At 39.8% G+C, this 25,160-nt stretch carries 29 protein-coding genes; 23 read left to right on the forward strand and 6 right to left on the reverse strand.

Annotation, left to right across the window (positions count from 1 at the left end):
• Nucleotides 1-29: 29 nt before the first annotated feature.
• A complete protein-coding gene (locus RR876_RS03450) occupies nt 30-722 on the reverse strand; it encodes a hypothetical protein (protein WP_332478461.1) in 693 nt (230 codons plus the stop codon).
• 222 nt (nt 723-944) lie between these two features.
• On the opposite strand from RR876_RS03450, the gene RR876_RS03455 reads away from it, so the two are divergent.
• The gene (locus RR876_RS03455; protein ID WP_332478460.1) at nt 945-1,274 is read left to right on the forward strand and encodes a gamma-glutamylcyclotransferase family protein; all 330 of its coding nucleotides are present in this window, start codon (nt 945-947) and stop codon (nt 1,272-1,274) included.
• A gap of 58 nt (nt 1,275-1,332) precedes the next feature.
• Here the strand turns inward: RR876_RS03455 and RR876_RS03460 are convergent, their stop codons facing one another.
• Nucleotides 1,333-1,617, reverse strand: a complete 285-nt coding sequence (locus tag RR876_RS03460; RefSeq protein ID WP_004695176.1) for a peptidylprolyl isomerase — start codon at nt 1,615-1,617, stop codon at nt 1,333-1,335.
• On the reverse strand, nt 1,614-2,468 hold the full coding sequence (mutM, locus tag RR876_RS03465) for a bifunctional DNA-formamidopyrimidine glycosylase/DNA-(apurinic or apyrimidinic site) lyase (protein WP_332478459.1): 855 nt from the start codon (nt 2,466-2,468) through the stop codon (nt 1,614-1,616). The genes RR876_RS03460 and mutM overlap by 4 nt, the downstream gene beginning before the upstream one ends.
• A 353-nt stretch (nt 2,469-2,821) precedes the next feature.
• On the opposite strand from mutM, the gene RR876_RS03470 reads away from it, so the two are divergent.
• From RR876_RS03470 to RR876_RS03480, 3 genes are all read left to right on the forward strand, one after another.
• Nucleotides 2,822-4,102: a carbohydrate porin gene (locus tag RR876_RS03470; RefSeq protein WP_332478458.1), complete on the forward strand. Its 1,281-nt coding sequence runs from the start codon at nt 2,822-2,824 to the stop codon at nt 4,100-4,102.
• A 108-nt stretch (nt 4,103-4,210) separates the two neighbouring features.
• The gene (locus RR876_RS03475) at nt 4,211-5,326 is read left to right on the forward strand and encodes an NADH:flavin oxidoreductase/NADH oxidase (RefSeq protein ID WP_332478457.1); all 1,116 of its coding nucleotides are present in this window, start codon (nt 4,211-4,213) and stop codon (nt 5,324-5,326) included.
• Nucleotides 5,327-5,435: 109 nt separating this feature from the next.
• Nucleotides 5,436-6,359, forward strand: coding sequence for an AEC family transporter (locus tag RR876_RS03480; RefSeq protein ID WP_332478456.1), 924 nt, complete (start codon nt 5,436-5,438; stop codon nt 6,357-6,359).
• Nucleotides 6,360-6,400: 41 nt separating this feature from the next.
• Here RR876_RS03480 and RR876_RS03485 read toward each other — a convergent pair whose 3' ends face one another.
• Nucleotides 6,401-7,210 (reverse strand): tetratricopeptide repeat protein, encoded by an 810-nt coding sequence (locus RR876_RS03485; RefSeq protein WP_332481818.1) that lies wholly within the window; start codon nt 7,208-7,210, stop codon nt 6,401-6,403.
• 292 nt (nt 7,211-7,502) lie between these two features.
• Here RR876_RS03485 and RR876_RS03490 point away from each other — a divergent pair, with 292 nt between their 5' ends.
• Together RR876_RS03490 and RR876_RS03495 are read left to right on the forward strand one after the other, a co-directional pair.
• Nucleotides 7,503-7,748 (forward strand): hypothetical protein, encoded by a 246-nt coding sequence (locus tag RR876_RS03490; RefSeq protein ID WP_004695190.1) that lies wholly within the window; start codon nt 7,503-7,505, stop codon nt 7,746-7,748.
• A 338-nt stretch (nt 7,749-8,086) separates the two neighbouring features.
• Nucleotides 8,087-9,277, forward strand: a complete 1,191-nt coding sequence (locus RR876_RS03495; RefSeq protein WP_332476708.1) for a glucose/sorbosone dehydrogenase — start codon at nt 8,087-8,089, stop codon at nt 9,275-9,277.
• A 73-nt stretch (nt 9,278-9,350) separates the two neighbouring features.
• Here the strand turns inward: RR876_RS03495 and RR876_RS03500 are convergent, their stop codons facing one another.
• Nucleotides 9,351-10,073 (reverse strand): folate-binding Fe/S cluster repair protein, encoded by a 723-nt coding sequence (locus RR876_RS03500; protein WP_332476707.1) that lies wholly within the window; start codon nt 10,071-10,073, stop codon nt 9,351-9,353.
• A gap of 261 nt (nt 10,074-10,334) precedes the next feature.
• On the opposite strand from RR876_RS03500, the gene acnD reads away from it, so the two are divergent.
• From acnD to RR876_RS03530, 6 genes are all read left to right on the forward strand, one after another.
• The gene (gene acnD / locus RR876_RS03505) at nt 10,335-12,959 is read left to right on the forward strand and encodes a Fe/S-dependent 2-methylisocitrate dehydratase AcnD (RefSeq protein WP_332476706.1); all 2,625 of its coding nucleotides are present in this window, start codon (nt 10,335-10,337) and stop codon (nt 12,957-12,959) included.
• Nucleotides 12,960-13,035: 76 nt separating this feature from the next.
• A complete protein-coding gene (locus RR876_RS03510) occupies nt 13,036-14,829 on the forward strand; it encodes a hypothetical protein (protein ID WP_332476705.1) in 1,794 nt (597 codons plus the stop codon).
• Nucleotides 14,830-14,954: 125 nt separating this feature from the next.
• Nucleotides 14,955-15,098, forward strand: coding sequence for a zinc ribbon-containing protein (locus RR876_RS03515; protein ID WP_332476704.1), 144 nt, complete (start codon nt 14,955-14,957; stop codon nt 15,096-15,098).
• A gap of 340 nt (nt 15,099-15,438) precedes the next feature.
• Nucleotides 15,439-15,582: a zinc ribbon-containing protein gene (locus RR876_RS03520; protein ID WP_004695201.1), complete on the forward strand. Its 144-nt coding sequence runs from the start codon at nt 15,439-15,441 to the stop codon at nt 15,580-15,582.
• A 118-nt stretch (nt 15,583-15,700) separates the two neighbouring features.
• Nucleotides 15,701-16,276 carry a DUF4126 domain-containing protein gene (locus tag RR876_RS03525; RefSeq protein WP_332476703.1) on the forward strand — a complete coding sequence of 192 codons (576 nt, stop codon included), beginning with the start codon at nt 15,701-15,703 and terminating at the stop codon, nt 16,274-16,276.
• 232 nt (nt 16,277-16,508) lie between these two features.
• A complete protein-coding gene (locus RR876_RS03530) occupies nt 16,509-16,715 on the forward strand; it encodes a hypothetical protein (protein ID WP_004695205.1) in 207 nt (68 codons plus the stop codon).
• 81 nt (nt 16,716-16,796) lie between these two features.
• On the opposite strand, the gene RR876_RS03535 is transcribed toward RR876_RS03530, so the two are convergent.
• Entirely contained in the window at nt 16,797-17,150 is a 354-nt protein-coding gene (locus tag RR876_RS03535) for a hypothetical protein (protein WP_332476702.1), read from the reverse strand.
• Nucleotides 17,151-17,407: 257 nt separating this feature from the next.
• Here RR876_RS03535 and RR876_RS03540 point away from each other — a divergent pair, with 257 nt between their 5' ends.
• The 11 genes from RR876_RS03540 (at nt 17,408) to RR876_RS03590 (ending at nt 25,124) form a co-directional block, all read left to right on the forward strand.
• A complete protein-coding gene (locus tag RR876_RS03540; protein WP_332476701.1) occupies nt 17,408-18,064 on the forward strand; it encodes a hypothetical protein in 657 nt (218 codons plus the stop codon).
• A 108-nt stretch (nt 18,065-18,172) separates the two neighbouring features.
• Nucleotides 18,173-18,445 carry a hypothetical protein gene (locus RR876_RS03545; protein ID WP_332476700.1) on the forward strand — a complete coding sequence of 91 codons (273 nt, stop codon included), beginning with the start codon at nt 18,173-18,175 and terminating at the stop codon, nt 18,443-18,445.
• A 589-nt stretch (nt 18,446-19,034) separates the two neighbouring features.
• Nucleotides 19,035-19,430 (forward strand): VOC family protein, encoded by a 396-nt coding sequence (locus RR876_RS03550; RefSeq protein WP_010327416.1) that lies wholly within the window; start codon nt 19,035-19,037, stop codon nt 19,428-19,430.
• A 637-nt stretch (nt 19,431-20,067) separates the two neighbouring features.
• Complete coding sequence (locus RR876_RS03555) at nt 20,068-20,733, forward strand: RluA family pseudouridine synthase (RefSeq protein ID WP_332476699.1); 666 nt, start codon at nt 20,068-20,070, stop codon at nt 20,731-20,733.
• A gap of 277 nt (nt 20,734-21,010) precedes the next feature.
• Complete coding sequence (locus RR876_RS03560) at nt 21,011-21,967, forward strand: DUF4041 domain-containing protein (protein ID WP_332476698.1); 957 nt, start codon at nt 21,011-21,013, stop codon at nt 21,965-21,967.
• 150 nt (nt 21,968-22,117) lie between these two features.
• A complete protein-coding gene (locus RR876_RS03565; protein ID WP_004695219.1) occupies nt 22,118-22,504 on the forward strand; it encodes a ribonuclease E inhibitor RraB in 387 nt (128 codons plus the stop codon).
• A 170-nt stretch (nt 22,505-22,674) separates the two neighbouring features.
• Nucleotides 22,675-23,121 carry an SRPBCC family protein gene (locus tag RR876_RS03570; protein WP_010327413.1) on the forward strand — a complete coding sequence of 149 codons (447 nt, stop codon included), beginning with the start codon at nt 22,675-22,677 and terminating at the stop codon, nt 23,119-23,121.
• A gap of 59 nt (nt 23,122-23,180) precedes the next feature.
• A complete protein-coding gene (locus RR876_RS03575; protein WP_332476697.1) occupies nt 23,181-23,531 on the forward strand; it encodes a DUF488 family protein in 351 nt (116 codons plus the stop codon).
• 180 nt (nt 23,532-23,711) lie between these two features.
• Nucleotides 23,712-24,050, forward strand: coding sequence for a zinc ribbon domain-containing protein YjdM (locus RR876_RS03580; protein ID WP_332476696.1), 339 nt, complete (start codon nt 23,712-23,714; stop codon nt 24,048-24,050).
• A gap of 139 nt (nt 24,051-24,189) precedes the next feature.
• Entirely contained in the window at nt 24,190-24,555 is a 366-nt protein-coding gene (locus RR876_RS03585; protein ID WP_332476695.1) for a 5-carboxymethyl-2-hydroxymuconate Delta-isomerase, read from the forward strand.
• Nucleotides 24,556-24,788: 233 nt separating this feature from the next.
• On the forward strand, nt 24,789-25,124 hold the full coding sequence (locus RR876_RS03590) for a YegP family protein (RefSeq protein ID WP_004695228.1): 336 nt from the start codon (nt 24,789-24,791) through the stop codon (nt 25,122-25,124).
• Nucleotides 25,125-25,160: the final 36 nt, after the last annotated feature.

Here is a 25,160-nt window from a genome sequence, read left to right on the forward strand (position 1 = left end):
CGGCACTATCGAGTGCCGTTCGGCCTTTGTCAGATACATAAACCTGATTCAAAAATATGTGTTTCAGCAGCATTCAGGAATAATGAAAAGTGATCTGATGGAAATGTAACTTTTAATGCGACCACAATATTTTCGAATTCAGGAAATAATGTATCCAGATGATCAAAAACCACTTCGCTGTTTATAAAAACTGTATTCCTATCAAGCCCTGTTTTCGCATCGTCTAAAGAATCGTAATGTTTAAATGGAATGGTGATGATTGTATTGTTGTCATACTGCTGTTGAGTCACCTGGGCTAAAAAATCATTTTTATCTTTAAAAAGTATGACAGCATCGGATAGAAATAAATACCATGTATTCGTCTTTAAATGTCCGATGACAATATCATCTGTACCTTGTTCCCGTTCCAGATATTGATTTTCTCCTCGATGAAACAGAATAAAATTTTCATTGCGTTGATATCGGTCATTTACTTCAGACAATCCTAAAACAAACTTTAACTCAGGATATTTTTTACTGAAAGCTGTTAAGTTTGGTATGAAATCGTACCATTTGGTTTCCTGATTAGTTTGACCGTCATTTGTCAGTGCCTTGATCATTTCATTCTCTGGATCAATATCTGGATCATCAAACATTTGTTGGATTATTTTTTGTTTTTCTCTAACGCTGATAGGAGATTGATCTCTGATAATCCCTAAGCGATAATTAGAATATTTCCCCATGATTATTTCCTTGATATAAGTTGGTTTTATTAGTTTGAAAATAAACTTATTTAGCTGAAAATTTATTAAAAGTCATTATCTTATTTAGTAAAATAGCATTTTTTTCATTAGCCAGAATAGCAATAAAGACTTAATTTTTACAGTATAGAATGATCAGAAATTTATTTTAAACGTCAGTTTTTAATGTGTTGAAATCATGGAAAAAGTATAGAGCAGAAAATAATGAATCGTTTGTTTGTCTATGGGACACTTCGTCCAAATCATGAAAATGCCCATCTTTTAGAGCGTATAGGTGGGACATGGCAAAAAGGCTATGTGCATGGCGTGGTGCATATTTTGGATTGGGGACCAGACAAAGGCTTATTCGCCATTGTTTTAGATCCGCAAGCAGCAGCGGTTGAAGGATATTTTTTTAGCAGTGAAAAATTAACTGAACATTGGGATGCATTGGATGAGTTTGAAGGGATACAGTATCAACGGGTGAGGGTACAAGGGGCGTTGGAATCTGGCGAACACGTTGATGCTTGGACATATGAGATGAAAGAGGCTTAATCTAATGCTGTGTTCGTGATGTGCTTAGACTTAAACACATCACATACCGCGCAGCCTTTTAAAAATCCATACGGAATTTAATTTCTAGTAAATGAAAACCAAATTGGCTCTTGATGGGGCCATGTAGTACTTTTTCAGCTGCACTAAAGACCAATTTATCAATCACAGGCACCAGTTGGCCTTTTTTGACTTCCCCCAGTTCACCACCGCGTTTAGCCGAGTTACAGGTGGAGTATTGCTTAGCAATTTTGGCGAAATCGGCGCCATCGTGGATTTTCTTTTTCAGTTGTTCAGCGAGGTCTTTGTCTTTGACCAAAATATGACGAACAATGGCAGTTTTCATTTGGTTTTTCCTCGAGCTGTGGCTTTGGGCTTAGATTGCACTTTTTTCAGCGGTTGGCATTCGGGACAAAACACAGAAGCACGCTGTCCCAGTTTGATGTTTTCAAGCGTGGTTTCGCAGTTCACACACATTTCACCTGCTCGACCATAAGCCAATAAGGTTTGTTGAAAGTAGCCATTTTCACCCATCGCATTGGAGTAGTCCCGCAGGGTAGACCCACCTAAATCGATGGCCTGCTGCAAAATACGTTTAATCTCGACCACCAATTTTTCAATTTGGCCGTGCGTTAAACTAGACGCCACTTGCGCAGGGTGTATGCCCAAATTAAACAAACTTTCTGTGGCATAGATATTTCCAACACCAACCACCACATGATTATCCATAATTGCAACTTTTATGCCGACCTGCTTGTTTTTCAACTTTTGACTTAAATATTCAGCGTTAAAATCAGCACTCAGCGGTTCAGGCCCAAGGGTATCGATCAACTTGGTTTGCGAATATTCATCCAACCATAAAATACAGCCGAAGCGGCGCGGGTCATGATAGCGTAGCTCGACATCTTCAAAACGAATAATCAAATGATCGTGTTTACGCAGCGTTTCACCCACCTCACAAATACGGAAACTTCCTGACATGCCCAAATGCCAAAGCATCGTGTCTTGTTCAAAAACGGCCAGAATGTATTTAGAGCGGCGTTTGAGTTGAATTAAACGCTGTCCCACCAGTTTGTTGAGATCGGCGGGAATCGGCCAGCGCAGGCTCGACTGGTGAACTTCAACACTGCGCACTTGCTGATCTAATAACGGCGCTAAACTGGCTTTGGTGGTTTCAACTTCGGGTAATTCTGGCATGGCAACATGAGCTGATAAAACTTGAGGCTAATATTGCGGTGTACACACGAGAATGCAAGTGATTTCAGCGAGAGACTTGCCTTTAGCACATTTGTACAAAGCTAAACTGCGGGATTTTCTGCTGCGATCAGGAATTATCTTCTTTATATTGCGTTCTCGAATCGATTGAAAACTGTCATGAATCATTCAAATAAAATCTTCTATTTATGGCTGCGGGCGATATTGATAACTTTTTTTTGACTTAATGATAAAAATTTTGCTGAGATCTTTGTTTAAAAATTATGTACTTTTCATTAAATTTTTCATTTAAATGAAATGGATTGTTCTTCATTGTAGTTTGGGGCTTGGGTTTTATGCGACAGTTTTCTTTCTCTTTATTTACAACAGCAATATGTGCCTGGGCGACAGTGAGTCATGCGGAGCAGATGTTGGATGTACATGGACAGTATTTGTTTGGTGACTGGCAGGGAAAACGAACTGAATTGGCGCAAAAAGGCATTAAGTTTGAAGCCAATGCTTTAACAGATACCAACTATTTGGCGGATGGCGGTCGCAATCCAGGTGCAAGCCCAAGTACCGCTTCGCAGTTTTGGTTAGGAACACAATTTGATTTAGAAAAGCTAGCGGGCTGGGAAGGGGTCACCGTTCGTTTTCTTACGACTGCGCGTCAAGGACAAAGTACCTCAATTCGCGATTTGCAAGATCCTTCTGCACCGCAATTAGCCAATGTACAAGCCACCTATGGCCGTGGAAACCAAGACAGCCGTTTGTCAGAGCTTTCGATTGAAAAGCGTTTTAAAGAACAAGGGCTCAGTGTCAAAGTTGGGCGATTGGGTTTGGGGTCAGATTTTAACGTGATGGCCTGTGATTTTGTCAGTAATGCTTTTTGTGCCGCGCAAATGGGGAAATGGCAGGGTAATATCTGGATGAATACACCGGTTTCACAATGGGGGGGGCGCATTAAGTATCAACTGACCCCTGAAGTGGCAACTCAAGTGGGTGTTTATGAATTCAATCCAGATAATGGCAATGGCAAAGCCGAAGGACAAGGTTGGAGCTTAGACACAGAGCATGCCGATGGTGTGACTATTCCTGTGGAAGTGATTTGGGCACCGAAAGCATTGTTCAATGGTTTGGCTGGGAGCTATCGGGTCGGTGGGATATATAACACCGCAGATGACCGAAATAACCAATATGACGTAGCTTATGGCAAAGGTGTGGTTGGCGAAGACCGGACATTTGCAGGATGGATTGCCATCGAACAGCAACTGACTTCAACGGGTGCAGGGCGTCAAGGTTTGCATAGTTTTGCCAACTTTACATGGCATGACCGCATCACTAATAAAGTAGACAACTCACAACAAGTGGGGCTGAAATATATTGGGGTATTTAAGCAGCATCCGACGGATATTTTAGGTTTTGGAGTGAATCGTGTACATCTGAATGAGCGATTTACTGCGGGTAAAGCACAGTATGATGCGAGCGCAGAATACAATATTGAATTGAACTATAGCTATAACGCTACGCCGTGGTTAATGTTACGTCCCAACATTCAGTATGTGGTCAACTCAGGTTCAAGCCATGTGGTGGATAATGCACTGGTCTTGGGGCTCGGAAGCCGCATTATTTTCTAAATGGATAGCTATAAAAGTGCAAAGGTTTGACAGCAGATTTGCACTTTTAGCGTTGAATGCAAGGCACTTTATTTGTTATAGATCATAGTGAGTACAGGGAGAGCTGTGATGCCATTATTATTTCAACCCATTCAATTTGGGGATCTAAACTTAACAAATAAAATCGTGATTGCACCGATGTGCCAATACTCAGCCAATGATGCAGGAGAGTTGAGTTATTGGCATGAGCAACAATGGGCCAATTATGCTTTGTCAGGTGCAGGTCTATGTATTGTTGAAGCGACAGCCGTACAAGCGGTGGGACGGATCAGTTTTGCGGACTTAGGACTGTGGAATGATTTGCAGCGTGCGCAAATGAAAGCCTTACTTCAAAAAGTCAAAACACTCTCTCCAATGCCTTTTGCCATTCAACTGGCACATGCGGGACGTAAAGCATCGACCGATCGTCCTTGGTCGGGAAAAGGTCAGATTAAACCGAATGAACCGCATGGTTGGCAAACGGTATCTGCCAGTGATGTCCCCTTTAAGCCTGAAGAGCACGCACCACATGCTTTGAGTGTGCCGGAGATGCAAGACATCATTGATGACTTTGCTAGCGCCGCTGTACGTGCAGTAGATGCAGGTTTTGAGCTGATTGAGCTACATGCAGCTCATGGCTATTTGTTGCATCAATTCATGTCACCGCTGTCGAACCGACGTACCGATGAATATGGCGGAAGTTTCGAAAATCGTATTCGATTTACCTTAGAAGTATTCCAAGCCATTAAACAAGCTGTTCCTGAAAATTATTCCGTGGGTATACGTTTATCTGCAACTGACTGGATGGAGTCGACCGCAACAGAAAGTTGGGATATTGATTCAACAGTGGGGCTATCGAAAGCGTTGGAGCAACTCGGTGCGGCTTATATTCATGTCTCAAGTGGTGGCTTGCATGTGGAACAAGACATTCAGATTAAGGCCAAGTATCAAGTACCTTTTGCCCACGCAGTGAAACAAGCGGTGAAAATTCCCGTGATTGCGGTGGGGTTGATTACAGAAGCCAAGCAGGCTGAACATATTTTAGAAGCGCAAGAAGCCGATGCTATTGGTCTTGCGCGTGCCATGTTGTATGACCCACGATGGCCGTGGCATGCAGCTGCAGAATTGGGTGGGAAAGTCTCTATCGCACCGCAGTATTTACGGTGTCAGCCACATGGGATCAAAGATTTGTTTTCTGCGTTCTAATCGCATAAGCCTTTTACTTCGCCATTGGGCTTTTAAAATATTTCAACTGAGTAAAGCTGTATCCTAGGATAGGTCTTTACTTATATCATCTGGAAAAGGAACAACTTGAATGATTTTTTCGGTAATTTTTCCAGTATTTTTCCTGCTCTTCCTTGGTTTTGCCTCTGTCAAAATCCAGTTGCTTGCTAAAGAGCAAATGACTGCAATCAGTGCTTTTGTCATCAAAATTGCGTTACCTGCTTTATTGTTGCACGCCTTAGCTTCAAAAGATTTGCATGAAATTTGGTATCCGTCATATTTTTATGTTTATGCAGCTGTGACCTTTGGCTTATTTATTACGGCTTTTATTTTAGGTCAAAAGCTGTTTAATAATCACTTTACCCACGCTGCAGTCTTTTCACTGGGTGCATCCATGTCCAATACGGGGTTATTGGGAGCAGCGATTTTGACGCTGCTGATGGGAAGTGAAGCGATGATTTATATTTCATTGGTGGTGATCATTGAAAGTGTATTTCTTGTACCGCTGATGCTCACTCTGGCGGAAATAGGGCGACAAAGACAAGCCAATTTAGCCTCCATTTTAAAAACCACATTTCTCACTTTACTTAAAAATCCACTGTTTTTGTCGGTGATGATTGGTATGAGTTGTGCGATTTTCGAACTTCAAATTCCACATTTAATCGACCAAGTATTTGCGATGCTAGGTCAGACTGCTGCACCTTTAGCACTCTTTATTATTGGTGGGGGAATGGTGGGGCTAACCATTCAATCGTTTAACTTACAAACCGTTTATCTGGTGGTATCTAAAAATATTTGTATGCCGCTATTGGTTTATTTAGGGCTAACCTATTTGACTGAGTTGGACCCAAAGATGATTTATGCAGGGACCTTGATTGCAGCTTTACCGATGCCATCTCTATTTGGAATTTTTGGGCAAGTGTATGGCTTGAATGAAAAAGCACTCACTCCATTGATGATCAGCACGTTATTGAGTTTTGTGGTGGTCAGTGTCTTGATTGGTCTTTGGTGGTGAAAAAAATACTCTCAATTGAGAGTATTTTTTGAAGAAGAGAGTTATTTTTTGACCGCAGCTGTTGCAGCAGGGGCTTTGGCTTGATCGGCAATCATTTTATCAACCATCGCCAAAGACTCTTTGGCCTGTGGCACATTTTCCTTGGCTAAAGCGGTGAAAATTTTCTTCGCTTCAGGCAAGTTCTGCGGAATGATATTGCCATTAGCAAACATATTGCCTACGGCCATTAGGGCAGGAATGTAACCTTTTTTGGCTAAGTCCTGAATGCTGTTGAGGCCTTTTTGAATCGGCGCTTCTTGTTTGTTTTTAAAGCCTGTGCTGATATCGTACAAAGCTTGGGCATGAATGGCTTGATAGTTGCCTTTTTTCACCAAAGGCTCAAGTTTCTTAAGGGCTAACTTTTCAGACTCTGGTTTATTTTCAGAAAATAACAGCACGGCATATTCAACGGTTGCATCATCAAAGCCTAGTTTAGATGCGGCTTCAAAGTGTTGTTTGGCTTTGTTGATGTCTTGAGGCAAGCCTAAAGTACCAGTGACATAGTTTTTCGCAAGCACATAATGCGCAACAGGGTAGCCTTTGTTTGCAGCATCTTGATAGAGCTGAATGGCTTTCTTCTCATTCTTCGCTGTGCCTTGGCCAGTCTGAGTCAAATAAGCCAAGTTATACATGGCTTGTGGGTTGCCAGACTTCGCCAGTTTTTCTAAAGCCTGATACGCCCCCGTCATATTGTTGGCTTTGACCATTTCTTCAATCTTGGCAAATTCGGGGTTGATGGTATCTTGAGTGGTGGCTGCAAGTGCAAGCTGGCTAGTGAGTGCAATTAAGCTTGCAAGTACGAGTTTCTTCATGTTTTATAAACCTTTTTCTTACACATAAGTCCATCTATGTGTGTATTTGTTTTGAGTCATTTCACATCATAAGTTGAATTGTGTGAATGTAAATATCTGAATTGTGTCTTGGTCTTACAAATTTCCGTTGATTGTGTTGATCGGTATATATTTTTCCAATACAAACCGCGTGCTGTACAGTGGAAAAGTCTGAAACGTGTTATTGGTATTTGCAGCTGATGGCTTCGGGTTTTATTAGGATTCTGGCTTAGATTCTGTTTAAATAGCGCTGAAAATGAGTAGTGAGTTCAGCATGTTTATTAAGTCAATTAAGCGAAATTATTTAAAAGTTTTGGCCGATGAGTCGATTCCAGATGGTGAAAAAATTGATGCCTTATTGATGAAATTGGGTGGTGAGTTTTTAGTGAGCAAAGATGACCGTGTATATATCTTTGAAAAAGATGGTGTGACCGCAAAATTTGATGCTAAACATGCACGAGACTTTTCATTTAAAGACTATCTCTGCAAAGACATGAATAAGTTGTTTCATGATTTTTGATATTTCATATTCATTGAAAATGAGTGAACTGTTCAATAGCGCTGTTAAATAGTTTAAGCACTTGGATAAGATTTTTATCCAAGTACTGATGGTTGCTATAGAGTTCTAAAGCAACAATTTTTTATGTTTTGTTTATACCCGAAGAACGAGTGTGAATGGTTTAACCCACTGTAAAGACACTTGCAGTGGTTAGGCTAAAAGATAATATAAAATAATAGTTTGTATATGAAGAGCCTATACGCTTTCCTAGTAAAAGCATTTGACTATATGCTCATCATTCAAGTTATATCATATAAGAAGAAGCTGTTTTTCATAAGATGAATCGAGACCTATCTAAAATGATAAAAATATTCTCAATCTTATTCATATGCTTAATTAGTTCAATGGCAGCTTTAGCAGGGCAGCCAAATCTTGTGCCTCATCAAATCAACTTGAAAGATGGGAAGCGTTTTTCTCTAAACCTTCCAGCAAATTACGACATCATTCCTGCGACTGAGGGTTTAAAACGTGTTCGTTTTTTTAGCAAAGCACCTGACGGTAGAATGTTTGTCACAGACATGCACGATTTGACCGACAATAAAAAAGGCATCGTTTATATTTTGGATGAATGGAATGCTGAAACAGGAAAATTCGGCAAAATTATTCCTTATATGACAGGTTTGAAGAATCCAAATTCAGTCCAGTTTTATACCGATTCTTCAGGGCAAGATTGGTTATATTTGGCTGAAACGCATCAGCTCACCCGACGAAAATTCACCCAAGGTGAAATTAAACCTATGGCCAAAGCTGAAGTTTTAGCGACTTTTCCTGATTATGGTTTAAGTTATAAATATGGGGGCTGGCATCTAACGCGAACCATTGCCGTGGGTGGGAACGGTAAAATTTATGTTTCAGTTGGCTCAAGTTGTAATGCTTGTACTGAGAAAGAAAAAATTCGAGCAACAGTTTTAGAAATGAATCCCGATGGTTCGGAGCAAAAGATTTTCGCCACAGGCTTACGCAATACAGTCGGTTTAAAATGGGTGGGTAAATTTTTATTTGCCACCAATCAAGGTGTAGACCATCTGGGTAAACATAAGCCTGATGAAACGTTTTATGCACTCAAACGTGATGCAGATTATGGTTGGCCATCTTGCTATTCGTCGAATGGTAAAATTTTTGCAGACCCAAAATTTAAACGTCCAACAGGCTGTAAAAATGTACCGCCTCCTTATGCCTATTTCCCATCGCATTCATCTGCACTAGGCTTTGACTATTTTGATGATCCGAATACGGATGACACGATTAAAAATTCTTTTTTAGTGGCTCTGCATGGTTCTACGGATGCCACAATTGGTCATGGTTATAAAATTGTGATTATGCGAAAAGGGCAAAAACTTGAAACCTTTATGGATGGTTTTTTAGTGGGGAATAAGGTGAATGGTCGACCTGCGGATATTTACCGTATAGATGCAAATTCCTTTTATTTTTCTGATGATAAGGGCGGTGTGATTTACTATGTGAGGAAGAAAGGACCCTCATCGCTCTAAGTTAAAAAAAGCCCCCAAAACCAAGAATAAGTTTTAGAGGCTCATTTATCATAACAGCATAAAATTTAAAGTCTTACTGAGGTCGTGCCACATCACCATTTAAGCATTCTGGTAAGTCTAAAACTATCACATCCAGTTCGCTCAAAGACTCAGGACGTGCCACCACCAACGCGATATAACCGCCATCAATCGTAGTGCTATTTACCACTTGAATACCTTTATTCAACTGTTCAGCTTGCGCAGGCGCACTGCCTGTACCCTGAATTAAATGCAACCATGCTTTGGGTTTGGCTTTAAACCATAAACGCGCAATTACTTCCTGACCCAAGTAACAGCCTTTGTCATAGTGTACGCCTTCACGTTGGTGTAAACGTAACTCTTGAGGTTGAAACACATGCTCAATGGCTTGGTCGATAAACGCTTCACCATGAGTAATGGCTTGTACTTGCCATGCTGCAATATCGGTAGGCTCAGCAGAGAAGGTGGTACTGTCTTGCGTGAAGGTTGGAAAAACTGAACCCGTAGGTTCAAGTTCCATTTTAGAGAAAGCACCAAACTTTTTAATGTGCTTAGCAAATTCTTCCGACTGGTCTTGAGTGGTGACAATTTCAAAATGCTCAGGGTTACGTTTTGTCAGCCACAAACCAAAGTGGATACGGCCTTTCAAGTCACAAATGGCGGTGTATTGCGTTGTATTTTCAGCTAAAGCTTCAACGTTGACCGTCACTTGGCCTTGTAAAAATTTGAGTGTATCTACACCAATTAAAGTGAAAGAGGAGAAAGCTAGATCGCTCATGAATTGCTCGCCTACCTTAAAATCTAATACTAAAGAATTAGGGCTATTTTCCGCTATTTTTCAGAAAAAATCATATTTAGAGTAAATATTTAAAAGTTAATGTAACTAAATATTTCAAAACCCCCTGTTTTTATATCTAAGTTTATGAAATATAAACGATTTGGGAAATGGGTTTTCGACAGTGTAGTATGCCTAGCAGACAAAGATGAATTGTCTCGTAAAGACAGTGAAGAAAAATGAAACACCAAAGGCAGGAACGCTATGAACAATAATCACCGCAAACCACTGCAAGGCACCCAGCTAGAATACTTTGATGTGCGAGAAGCCGTTGAACAGATTCAGCCAGGCGCTTATGCAAAACTTCCATACACCTCAAAAGTATTGGCCGAACAGTTAGTGCGTCGTTGTGATCCTGCCATTTTGGAGCAGTCACTAAAAGAATTAATTTTCTCAAAACAAGATCACGATTTCCCTTGGTATCCTGCGCGTGTTGTGTGCCATGATATTCTTGGACAAACGGCACTCGTAGACCTTGCTGGTTTACGTGATGCGATTGCAGACCAAGGTGGTGACCCATCGAAAGTGAATCCTGTTGTGCCGACTCAGTTGATTGTCGATCACTCTCTTGCTGTGGAATTCGGTGGTTTTGATCCAGATGCCTTTGAGAAAAACCGTGCTATTGAAGATCGTCGTAATGAAGACCGTTTCCACTTCATCGAATGGACCAAGACTGCTTTTGAAAATGTCGATGTGATTCCTGCGGGTAACGGCATCATGCACCAAATCAACTTGGAGAAAATGTCTCCAGTGGTGCAAAGTCGTGAAGGTGTGGCATTCCCAGATACTTGTGTCGGTACAGACTCACACACACCACATACCGATGCGCTTGGTGTGATCTCAATTGGTGTGGGTGGTTTAGAAGCTGAAAATGTGATGTTAGGTCGTGCGTCTTGGATGCGTCTTCCAGACATTATCGGGGTTGAATTTGTTGGACAACGTCAAGCGGGTATTACTGCAACGGATATCGTACTCGCTTTAACTGAATTCTTGCGTAAAGAACGTGTCGTTGGTGCGTACCTTGAATTCTTCGGCGAAGGCGCAGACAGCATGTCTGTGGGTGATCGTGCCACGATTTCCAATATGACGCCTGAATATGGCGCGACTGCGGCGATGTTCTATATCGATCAAAACACCATTGATTATTTAACCCTGACAGGTCGTGAAGCTGAGCAAGTTGCACTCGTTGAAAACTATGCCAAAGAAATTGGTCTTTGGGCATCGGATATGAAACAAGCGGAATACCCACGTGTACTGCGCTTCGATCTTTCAACAGTAACACGTAATATTGCAGGCCCATCAAACCCACATGCACGTGTATCTACTGCGGATTTAAAAGAAAAAGGCATTGCAGGTGTAGTTGAGCAACGTACCGATGGCTTAATGCCAGATGGTGCAGTGATTATTGCTGCCATTACTTCATGTACCAATACATCAAACCCACGTAATACGGTTGCAGCAGGTTTGTTGGCACGTAAAGCCAATGAATTGGGCTTAACACGTAAGCCTTGGGTGAAATCTTCTTTTGCACCGGGTTCTAAAGCTGCTGCTTTATATCTTGAAGAAGCAGGTGTGTTGGACGATTTAGAGAAACTTGGTTTTGGTATCGTGGCCTATGCATGTACCACTTGTAACGGTATGTCAGGTGCGTTAGACCCTAAACTGCAACAAGAAATTATTGACCGTGACTTGTATGCAACAGCGGTGCTTTCAGGTAACCGTAACTTCGATGGTCGTATCCATCCTTATGCAAAACAAGCATTCTTGGCATCTCCTCCGCTCGTTGTAGCGTATGCGATTGCAGGAACAATTCGTTTTGACATTGAAAAAGATGCTTTGGGTACAGATAAAGGCGGCAACCCAATTTACCTGAAAGACATTTGGCCATCAGATGCAGAAATTGATGCATTGGTTAAAGAAGCGGTGAAACCTGAACAATTCCGTAAAGTCTACATTCCAATGTTTGACTTGGGTGTAACGGAAAAAGCGGCAAGTCCGTTATATGACTGGCGTCCACAAAGTACCTATATCCGCCGTCCGCCGTATTGGGAAGGGGCTTTGGCTGCACCACGTACACTGGCAAATATGCGTCCGCTTGCGATCTTGCCTGATAACATCACCACGGATCATTTGTCACCATCGAATGCAATTATGATGGATTCGGCAGCGGGTGAGTACCTGCATAAAATGGGCGTACCTGAGGAAGACTTTAACTCGTATGCAACGCACCGTGGTGACCACTTGACGGCACAACGTGCGACATTTGCGAATCCGAAATTGTTTAATGAAATGGTGGTTCGTGCGGACGGTACGATCAAACAAGGTTCGAAAGCACGTGTTGAGCCTGAAGGCGAAGTGATGCGTATGTGGGAGGCGATTGAAACATATATGAATCGTAAGCAACCGTTGATCATTATTGCAGGTAAAGACTATGGTCAGGGTTCTAGCCGTGACTGGGCTGCTAAAGGTGTGCGTCTTGCTGGTGTTGAAGCGATTGTGGCAGAAGGTTTTGAACGTATTCACCGTACTAACTTGGTGGGTATGGGCGTGTTACCGCTTGAGTTTAAAGCAGGAACTGACCGTAAAACTTTAGGTTTAGATGGTACTGAACTTTATAGCGTGATTGGTAATATTGCGCCGCGTTCGACTTTAACTTTAGTCATTGAGCGTGCGACGGATGAAGGTAAGAGTGAAATTGTTGAAGTGCCTGTAACCTGTCGCCTAGATACTGAAGAAGAAGTGTCTGTATATGAAGCGGGTGGTGTGTTACAACGCTTTGCGCAGGATTTCTTGGAAAGCCAATCAGATAAAGAGCAATTAAGAGCTTAATTAAAAGTATTTGAAATTGTTTAAAAAAAGCCCTACTTTAGAGTGGGGTTTTTTATTATAAAAATAGGGTTCAGATATGCCTGAAAGGTTTGAATTAACGAAGAATGTGCAGTTTTATAAGACTAATAATTCTCTGGATGAAAATGTTCTTTTTAGTGTTTTGAATGAGGCTACTTTAAACCAAGAGAAAAATTCAGATTTTATACTTGAGGCTTTTCAAGATATAAAAGTTACAACTGAAAATACTGAATATAAGCTAACGGCTAAGGTTTTTCCAACAACAAAGCCAGTCTATTTTCTTAATGATGATAATATTGAAGATAGAATATTTGCTTTTATTCTTTTAATCGAACTAGGTGATTATTTAGTTGTATTGAGTAAAAGTTGTTCGAACTTCTCACACATATTAAAAGATAAATTTGAATTAATAGAGACTCAGGATTTAAGTAAGTTATTAGGAAATAATGCTGAATTTCAAAAAATGTCTCTAAGGAATATGACTGTATCTGATAAAGCAGTACGTAATCGATCTTTTGAAGCAGCAAACCTTAAAGGAACTTTATCAACACATGCAGCTGGTAGATCGATTCCTTCTCATATAAAAGTGAGAGAGGGTGGAAATATAAAATCTATTTCAAGTACTGGTAGAGTAGTTGAATCCTCAGCTAGGCAATCTATTGATGAAATTGTAGAGTGGGCTAACCAACAAATACTTCTTCTAAAAACAGCAAGTCAAAATGATTTTTTAACTTTATTTGCTAAAAAGATTCAACTTAAAGAGGTACTAACTAAGTCACAACCTTCTGCATTACTAATTGATATATATCAAATCGTTGATAATTATTTAAATGGTAGTTTAAAACTTAAGTATGAGTTAGTGAAAATAGAGGTAAATGCTGGTAAGAAAAAGCGTACAAAAAAAATTATGGATTTACCGAATAGTTTTCAGTCTAAAGTATTTAGTGAACTAGAGAAAGTTTTTGAAATAAACTCTTCTTTAGAAATTGTTGGCTTTGAAAGTACTTCAAAATTAAAAGCTAATAAAAATACATTATCACTTAACTCTAAAAGTTTATTAAGCAAGATAAAAGTTGAAGAAAATAATAAGTTAGATAATCTTATAACTTATATAAACAAAAAAGGCTTATTTAGTATAACTTTTGATAATCCTAAATATATGTATTTTATGAACAATTGTTTTGAGGATCGTTCTGGAATTTCTGAGTTAGATAGTATACTTGAACTTCTATATCCTCAAAAAAACATAGAAAAAATTATTTCAGAAAAAGGAAGCTTTAAAGATACCTATACTGATTTTGATAGTGATTCCATGTTTGGATTCGTAGAAAATCTGCATTCAAATGATGAGTGCATTTTTTGTGATGATTTAGGTGATGAATGGGCTGATCACATAACATTTAATTTAGTTGATTCAAGTATAAGCTTTATCCATTCTAAACATGGAAAAGTATCAACCTCAGCTAGTAATTTACATGATGTAGTTGGGCAAGGTATAAAAAACTTAGGTAATATGTTTTTTTTAAAAGATCAACTAATACAAAAAGTTCAAAATTCTTTAAGTAAACAATACTTAGGAGCTGGTGTTCAAACAAAAATTAATAGAATTCGGAAAACTACCCCAACATTTGAGACTGATTTAGAAGCTTTATTAAAGAATCATAAATTACATAGAAAATGTATTTTAAGTTGTAGCTTTCTTTCAAAAGGAGATGTAGCAAAAGAATTTAATCAATTAAAGAAAGGAGGAAAGGTTAAGGGGCATATAATACAATTAATATGGATTTTGTCTTCATTTTCTCATGCTGCAAAAGAAGCTAATGTTATTCCAATGATCTATTGTGCTGCGTAAATTAATTTTTGATAACGGGTATAGGGAGAAAAATTCCTGACCCATACGGTCACAAAATAGACTCTACAATCGCTAAAGCTTGTCTATACTCTGTTCACCATTTCTAAAACACATGGAGAACAAAGATGGTTACTGCTGGTGAAAAACCTGGAACAGGTTTCTATTTTTGTGTTCAATGCGGACACCGCACCTATTTAGAAATTGGTACAGACCGTTTACCCCCGTGTACCAAATGCCTTGGCCATCAATTTAACAACAAGATTGCCTAAGCGGCACACTGCAAACAGTTATCCACTGTTTTGAATCAAGCCCTGTCATTAGATAGGGCTTTTTATTTGCTGGAAGAAAGGTTTTGGAAGCGGTTAGCACTGATACCATGACTCAAATGTATCTCAGCTTAAACGAATGCACTTATGATTCAACGCTCTAGAGACAACAATATAAGCTACTGACAGCACTTTCATGACTAAATTTTATTTAGCTTAGCTATTTTTGAAATACATCATTTCTTACATTTATGACGCCATCATTTGTCAAAATGATCAATAGACATCCATCATAAAATGCATATACTAGTAAGACCATTTTCTAAACATATGGAGAACAAAAATGGTTACTGCTGGCGAAAAACCTGGAACAGGCTTCTATTTTTGTGTTCAATGCGGACACCGCGTCTACTTAGAAATTGGTACAGATCGTTTACCCCCGTGTACCAAATGCCAAGGCAATCAATTTAACAATAAGAATGCCTAAGCTAAAGAATTAACAGTTACCCACTGTTTTAAAGAAAAGCCCTATCACCCGATAGGGCTTTTTGCTAAGTTATAAAAAAGATAAAAACATCCCAACTTAGGCCACACAGGAAAAGCACATGGAAACCATATTAGGACTTTGTATCGGTATTGGCTTAAGTGCGGCCTGTGGCTTTCGTGTCTTTGTCCCACTCTTGGTCATGAGCCTTGCTTCAATAATGGGATGGTTTGAGCCCATGCAAGGTTTTGAATGGTTAACCATGCCATCGGTATGTATCGCCTTAGCCATTGCAACCGTCTGTGAAATCGCAGCCTATTACATACCATGGGTCGACAACGCTTTAGACACCATTGCAACGCCAGCCGCGATGGTCGCAGGCACACTCACCACTATGGCAGTCAGCAGTGGGGAAATGTCGCAGTTTGCCAGTTGGGCTGCGGCAATTATTGTGGGTGGGGGAACAGCAGGCGCCGTGCAAATGAGTACCGTTGCTGTTCGAGGGGTTTCAACCGCGACGACAGGCGGTGTCGCTAACCCACTGGTGTCTACAGTGGAATGGGTCGGAGCTGTTTTACTGTCCGTGTTGTCACTACTGGTTCCAGTCTTGGTGGTGATTGTGGGCATTATTTTGGCGATCTGGGCCGTGCGTTGGTTTAGACGTAAAAAACAAGAAAGTATCAGCACACCCTTATAGTTTCAGTAGTTTTCTTATGGCGTTGCTTGGTCTCTAAATTTTAAAAATAGAGTGGCCAATTTTTCGGTTATGTGGACATCAATCCTTTTAGGTTGATATGACTTAGAGGTCAGTTTCACTTTTAAAATAATGATTGATTTTCATACGGCATCCGTTTAATTTTATAAATACATACTTTTTGTATGGGTTTATTTGGGGTTGAACTTTATAAAAATTATTCGGGGAACTGTAAATGATAAAATTTATTGTAAATGAACAGCCTAGTGAAAAAGGCATCCATCATATTCATAATGCATCCTTAGGCTGTGCAGATTTACCCAGCTCGGAGGATCAAATTCTGATTGGTTATTTTGCCAATTATGAGCTGGCTTATAAACGGGCAAGAATGAACTGGCCCAGAGAAAAAGTAGAAGGTTGTGACAAGTGTTGTTTCAAATAATCAAAAACAAAAAAGCTCTGCAAATTATGCAGAGCTTTTCATTGTTGGAGATGGATGTTCTATTTTTAAGGTACTACAAGATTAATGAATTTCAACTCGGGTTGTGACCTTAATTTTTCGACACTCTCGGTCAGCTTCGACTAAAGCACGAATTTTAAAGTCAGAAAATCGAACCACTCGGTTTTGCATGGCAAACTGTTCAGGTGTTTTAATTTCTAAGCACTGAAAAGGGCGCAGATTTTTTAGGATGTGCTTTTGTTTATCTGTCATGTTCTGTGTCGATAAGTACACATAGCCTTTGGTTGTTTTTAATAACACTTCATTTGGCTGTGCTTCAGTTGAGCTGGTGACTTTAACGATATGTGTTTTTAACACTTTGCATGCACTGAGGGAAAGCGCAAGGCACAGCATCAGCAGGGCAGTTTTGGTTTTCATGATGAAACGTATTTGAATGGTCTTTCGTCACTTTAGCGGAAAGTTTTCAACGGCAGCAATCAAAATATGACACTGATATGGTCATCTGTTTTAACTGTAGAGCATCCTATAAATAGGCTTCTGATAAATGCTAATCTGTAGCACAGATGCCAAAAATGAAGCATTCATTAGCGCGCTCTTTTACCTACTTTATTATTTAAAAAATTAACAAAACTATGAAAAAACAGTTCATTCAAATTTCTCTAATGTTCGCTGCAATGTTGGGTATATCCGCCAATATATATGCTGAAAATTCAAGCACAGAGGATATTCAGCGACAAAAAGCCAGCAGCCAATACAAAGCTTATCTTCCTGCAAAATATACGGTGTTTGAGGTCGTGCAAGGGGATTTAAACAAAGATGGCTTGAAAGATGTGGTTTTAATCGTTAAAGGTACAGATCCGAAACAGTGGGTCACCGATGAATACCGAGGAAAACTAGACCGCAACCGCCGTGGTGTGATTGTATTGTTGAATGCAAAAGGGCAGTACCAAAAAGTCGTTCAGAACTTGTCCCTGTTTTCTTCAGAAAATGAAGATGGCGGTGTGTACTTTGCGCCTGAGTTGTTGCCCTCTATCGAAAAAGGCCTGTTAAAACTACATTATGCACATGGCCGTTATGGATATTGGGCTTATCAGTTCCGTTTAGAGGGGCGTGATATGCGCTTGATTGGCTATGACAGCTCCGATAATTTTGGCCCTTATGTGAATAGTGAAACCAGTGTCAATTTTCTCACCGCTAAGAAGCTGGTCAGAGAAAATCTCAACAAAGACCCTGATAGCGACCCTAAATTTAAAGAAACATGGAGCAAAGTGAATGTTGCTCCAATGTATTTGAGCAAAATTCAGGACATCGACGATCTGAGTTTTGAATAGTCTTGGCTTAGTTTTTGCTAACTTATATTTCAAAATACACTTTTATGAGTGACTTGAGTCTGATGCATCAGTCACATGACTACTTGATCATGTATAGGGGGGAAAGAGATGGAAAATAAAGAACTACTCTTGAGTGTTGAAGAGAAACCTAAGCTGAGTCCGGCTGCCCATTTGATGGCAGGCTGGCCTTTGTTTTTAGTGATGATTGGTGGTGCAATCGGTGGAGCCTTAGCTGTGGTTGCGTATGTAATTAACCGAAAAATCTATCTGTCTCAGCTCAGCAATATCCAGAAGGTTTTAGCTAATTTACTCTGTGGTATGTCCGCGATCAGTTTATGGTGGTTTATTGCAACGTGGCTGCAAGGCTATATGGGGACTTAAGCGTTATGGAATGATGGTGTAAAAAATGATAGAAGTTCATTTTTATGCGATGAAATAGATGATTAAAGTATCATGATGAATATTTTTATCAAGTCTGGTTCTATTTAGGGAAATATTTTTCATCATTGCTTGAAATTAGCCGATCTTAGGAAATTCATCCCGCACCAATTTGCTTAATATAGCGTTTAAGGGCACAGGAATCGAAAAGAGTAGTTTGCGACTCGTTATCTATCAGATCAGCGTCGTACTTACCCACAAGGTCTCGATTCAGCTTAGGACGCTATAGATTATCCATTTATAGGCAAAAGTTTAGAACTTACCCAGTTTTAATCGTTGAAGTTATCTCCTGATCCCTAGAAACTAAATTATAAAAACAACACGATAAAAGATACATCCATTCAAATATTTTCTTCCATTTTAAAACTTTTATATTGCTCCGAATTTATCCAAATATTTGCTCTAACTGTGTCCAAACAAATTGGCGCTTTGGTTTGTGAAAAAGCCTTTAAAAAAATTGCGATTTGATAACATTGGAACGCTTAGAGTTCTGCTATAACCATTAAAAGTCTGATAAAAATATGGAACAACAATGAAAATATATGTCACCAGCATCATGGTCGATAGCCAAGAAAAAGCTTGTCAGTTTTATACAGAAAAACTCGGTTTTAAAGTCAAACATGATGTACCTGTAGGGGATTATCGTTGGCTGACTTTGGTTTCACCCGAAAGTCCAGAGGGTGTTGAACTGCTACTGGAGCCTGATGCACATCCTGCGGCACAGCCGTTTAAAGCTGCGATCAAAGCAGATCTGATTCCCTATACTTCTTTTCAAGTGGATGACCTTGATGCGGAATATGAGCGACTCAAAAACTTAGGAGTGCGCTTTACCAGTGAACCGATGCGGGCAGGAAAAGTCAAAGTTGCAGTCTTTGATGATACCTGCGGGAATCTCATTCAGCTGATGCAGGTCTGTGCAGGAAGTTGAATTTCTCATCTGTGATACAGCAAAGAAATAAAATCCTGAGAAAAGCGCTTTTATGTGAGAAAAAAATCATAAATACGCTGCATTTGGGAAAATATTTTTTAGATAACCTGAAAGCCAAGATTTTTTTCCAAAAATAGCTAAAAAGACTTTATCTTCGGGAAACAATCCCGCCCTTGGATTGTTAAATTATATCTCAAGGGTGTGACGGGATCGAAAAGAGTAGCATGCTACCAGTGGCGCAAAACGCGTGAGTAGTACTTACCCAAAAGGTCTTGATTCGGCTTAGGACGCTATAAATCAAAAGTTTATAGGCTATAAGATCATCACTTACAAAGTTATGATAGTTGAAGTAAACAACATGTTTTCCCAGACACCCTAAAAAATTTGAACTCGAATAAAAGATAAATCAAAAAATAAATTTTAATATTTCCCGCGGAAATCGAAAAATTCTGCTGTTGTAGTTTCACTTACATCATTTTATTTTAAGCTTCCAATCTAATCAGCCCTGCTAAAAATTTTGCTTTATATATGATGATGAATGCATATCATTGAGGCTGTTTTCTATATTTCTTGAATGATTGACAGCAGAAACACAGCTTGTTATTTTTCGCGCTCGCTTTTGTATGCTGTTATTCCCATGGCTCTAAATGACAACTTTATTTATACACCGCCCCAAGAAGACTTGGTGATCGTTTATGAAGACGATGATTTGGTGGTGATTGAAAAGCCTGCGGGCTTGTTGTCTGTGCCAGGACGTTTACCAGAACACCAAGACAGTGCCTATTTACGGGTTTTAGCTCAGTACCCATATGCCAAAATTACCCATCGTTTAGATATGGCGACCTCGGGGATTTTAATGTTTGCCAAGCACCGCGATGCCGAAGTTGCGGTCAGCAAAATGTTCCAAGCCCGCACAGTGGACAAACACTATATTGCTTTAGTTCAAGGCCAGTTGGATGCTGAAGGCAGTGTTGAAGTACCACTGATTACCGACTGGGAAAATCGACCACGACAGATTGTGCATTTTGAACTGGGGAAGCCTGCAAAAACGCTTTATCAAACTCTTAGCTATGATACTGAGACTGATATTACGCGAGTTTTACTGACCCCGATTACGGGGCGTTCACATCAGCTCCGTGTGCATATGCAATATATTGGACATCCAATTACAGGGGATAAGTTGTATCACCCTGAGCCGACACGGAGTCCATTAAAACGTATGGCTTTACATGCCAGTTTTCTCGCCTTTCAGCAGCCTTTAAGTGGAAAAGCGGTCGCGATTCATGGAAGTGTGCCATTCTAACTGTGTCACACTTTACCTATATTTTGAGAAATACTTAAAATTTGGGATATCGGGCAGTTTAAAAAACCGTTAGCGTAAGTTGTGTAAGTGCACTTTTATCCAGTGTGCTTATCTTTATTGAAATTAACATTTGAGTTTGGCTTTTTGGCCATCGTCACGACTGATTGAAATTGAATGAAAATATGTTTGTCTGTTCCAAGGCTTACTGTTCGAGTTTCATGTGTTCTTACAGCTGAGTCTTTAAAATAAAAATGACATTCCCGTAGGGAGATAGGCCATGCTTTATGTACTCGCTGTCATTCTTGTCCTGCTGTGTGCTGTTATATGCGGGCAAAAAATACACAGCTTTGCCCAAAAAAAGAAGATTGAATCCTTAGAAAGCAATTTAGAGCGCAGTCGAAACAGTTTAGAAGTTTATGAACAGCAGCAAAGTGAATTACAACATCGGCTGACCAGTTTAAGAATTGAGCTTGGAACACTCAGACAACGCAACGAAACCTTGAGTCCTTACCAAGAAATTATTGATGTTGAACACTATGTTATTGAACGGCACAACCAAGTTGAATTGTTTGCTGAGACGGTCAAATTTGATGCTGAACAAATGCTCAAACAATGTCGGCAGCGCATCGAAAAAGTACATCACTTCTTAACGGAATATGAATGTAAAGCCAAAGAAGTTACCATGCAGCGCGCCAGAGAAAAACTGGGTGCTTTTTTTCACATGGCTGAAGAACGACAACATCTGGCTGAAATATCGAAGGCACTACACCATAAAATTGAAACCTACAGCCAGAGTTATCAACTGCCTTCGGAGCAGTTATTAGATGAACTCATCGAAGGCTATGGGAAAACGGATGCGGCCGGTCATTTACTGAAAGTTCGACAACAGGTGATTCATGCGATTGAGCAAAACGACGTTGTGACCTGTGCCTTTATGGATGAACATCGACGACTATCGGTGATGGTGTTGGTTTCACAGTTATTTAATACGAAAGCAGATTTTTATTTACAACGTGTGAGTAAAGACAATCTTGGTCTTTTGATTCAAGCTTTACAGGATGACTTTACTCTCATCAATCACTATGGTGCGGCCTTTGGGCATACTCAGATACAAGATAGTTATTTGGCTTTACGCTTAGAAGAGCTTAAATTTGCGGCCTTATTAGAAAGCTTAAAAAGCAGTGATTTACAGTTTCAAGCGGACATTTTAGTTGAACATCGGGTTTTACAATAACGTGGCAAAGTCTGCGTGAAATAAAGTCCAAACAACCTTCGAAAAATCAGATGTAACTGCTATAAAAATGAGCAAAATATGCTATGTTGAAGTCACTATTTTGTCACTTGCCAACGATATATTGGCTAAAAAGATAACAAGGACATACGCATGACACGTGATTATGAATTATATCCAGATGATGATAACGGAAATGTACTTTGGCAAATGGCTGAGGATGGCGACGACCTGTCTGAACCGCATGAAATAGAATATTCGATTGCCTTTCAAGAGCAGTCACAAGCAGAAAAGTGTGCGCTGTATTTATTACAAGAAGAGCAAAAAATCACTTTGTTTGTCGATGAAGAAAGTGACGTATCTGAGTGGATTATCACCATCTATGTGTATATGGAACCTGAGTATTCAGACATTGTCGACTTAGAACAATGGTTTACTAAAATTGCAGAGCAGTTTGGTGGCGAATATGATGGCTGGGGCTGTATGGCCTATGTCTATGACGACGAAGATGATGAGGACTATGAGCAAGGTCAGGCCTAAGAAATGGTTAAATTTAAAGCATGTTGAAAAACATGCTTTTTTTTATTGGTGGGTAGAAAAGCGAACAGGTCCCGTTTGGCATGTTTAAAAAACATGCACAAAAAAAATACAGTATGTAGGTTTGAGCGTTTTAAACTAAATCTGAATATTTGAAAAGAACGAGAAAAATCATGTCAAATAGCGTCCAATTACACCGCGTATTTAGTGCGCCCGTCGAGCGCGTCTATCGTGCTTTTACCACCGCAGATGCTTTAGTGAAGTGGATGGCACCACATGGCTTTACCGCACATGTAGATCAGTTCGATCTGCGTGAAGGTGGTCAATATCGCATGTTTTTTACCAACTTCAGTACAGGCATGCAGCATTCATTTCATGGCACCTATCATGAAATCGTTGAAAACAGTTTATTACGCTATACCGATGAGTTCGATGTGCCTGAACTTGCAGGTAAAATTGAAGTGCGTGTTGAGTTTAAAGAAGTATCTGTCGGTACAGAGGTTCATATTACGCAGTCTGGTTTGCCCGATGTGATTCCTGTCGATGGCTGTTATCTAGGTTGGCAAGAGTCGTTGCAACTCTTGGCTTTTTTAGTGAATCCAGACATTCCTGATGAATAGTGCTTCGTCATTGTTGAACAATAGAATAAGTTGCACAAAAGAATAAAAAGGAGGTCTGCATGCCAATACGCATGAAGCGGATTTATGCGCCTGTCGAAGCAGAGGATGGCAAACGGGTTTTGGTCGATCGGTTGTGGCCACGAGGGGTGTCAAAACTTGAGGCAAAAATAGATGAATGGCCAAAAATTCTTACACCATCCAATGAGCTGCGGAGATGGTATCACCAAGACATGGTGGCACATTGGGATGAGTTTAAAGTCCGTTATATGAAAGAACTGGAAGCACATCCCGCCGAGTTGAATGATTTGCGCCAACTGGCAGTGCGTGAACAGATCACGTTACTTACCGCAGCTAAAGAAGAACAGCATAACCATGTGGTGATTTTGAAGCAGTGCTTGGAACAAAAATAAGCGCTGATGTGATGCCGTTACAGTTAAAATTTATATTTCCCTAGACTTTATTTTATCCATCCCGTGACAAGGCTAAAGCCTTAAAATAAATATGTGATTCGCATTGTTTTCATCTGAAAAATGCTATATTGGCGTTTTGAGCAATGTGAATTGCTTATTTTTTTTATTTTTGAGGTTTTTATGTCTTTACCCAACTGCCCAAAATGCCAGTCCGAATATACCTATGAAGATGGTGACTTGCTGATCTGCCCTGAATGTTCAAATGAATGGAAAGAGGGAGAAACAACTGAAGAAGTGGTGACAATTAAAGATGCCAACGGCAACTTACTTGCTGACGGTGACACGGTAACGGTGATTAAAGATTTAAAAATTAAAGGTTCGTCATCGGTGGTGAAAGTCGGAACTAAAGTGAAAAGTATTCGTTTATTGCCAGATGCCGCAGATGGTCATGACATTGACTGTAAGATCGACGGTGTCGGTGCGATGAAACTGAAATCTGAATATGTGAAAAAAGCCTAGTCTGTTGAGTTTGCAGTTCGAGATTAAAACGGAGTCAATTGGACTCCGTTTTTGTTTTTTCAGCCATTCTAAAAAGACATTAAGCGTTGAAACACCAGCACAGCATGCTATAAAGATAAAAACTGTTGAAGAATACGTTATGCCACATATCCACCTTGAATATTCAGACAATATCGACACCCTTGAAGTTAAGCCGATGTTACTGGCGTTAAACCAAGCTTTGCTGGATGGTCAGTTTGTACAATCGGGCAATGACATCAAAAGTCGTGCCATTCGACAGTCCGATTTTGTGATTGGGGTAGATGGAGATGCACAGGCTTATTTGCATGCCAAAGTATCTTTATTAAGCGGACGAGATGAAGCCACCAAGTGTGCCATTTCGAGCCAATTACTCCAAACATTGCAGCAAAACTTTACAGCCCCTCAGGATTTAACGGTACAAATTTGTGTAGAAATTATTGAAATGCCAAAAAGCAGTTATAGCAAATTGGTATTAAAAGCATAAAATTATGAAGAACGCCAAGCCGTTTATTGGGCCGATATCACGTGTCATTTAAACGGTTTGTGGCTGTCATGCGTTATTCATATAGCGCTGTTATTTTAAAAAAATAAAATTTGGGCTGGTAGTAAATGCACTTTTTTTTATAAAAGAAGTCATTTATATTTTATGAAATTGGATGTTTTTTTATTCAGTTTTGGTGGATCTACAATCACTTTAAAATAACAATAGGTGAGCTTATGTCAGGATGGTACGAAGTAAGTCAGGCAAATGATGGCCAATATCGCTTTGTTTTAAAAGCGGGAAATGGCGAGGTCATTTTGACCAGTGAACTGTATAAAGCAAAAGCATCAGCACATAATGGAATTGAGTCGGTGCAAAAAAATAGCCCCGATGATACGCGTTATGAACGCTTAGAAGCTAAAAATGGCAAACCTTATTTTAACTTAAAGGCTGCCAATCATCAGATTATTGGTACCAGTCAGTTTTATGCCAGTGAGCAATCCCGAGATAAAGGCATTGAGTCGGTTAAAAACAATGGTTCAAGTACCACGATTAAGGATTTGACGACTTAAGATCAGATTACATATTTTGCTTGTTTTAAGAATTGA

This window comes from Acinetobacter sp. (assembly GCF_036666595.1).
GTDB lineage: Bacteria > Pseudomonadota > Gammaproteobacteria > Pseudomonadales > Moraxellaceae > Acinetobacter.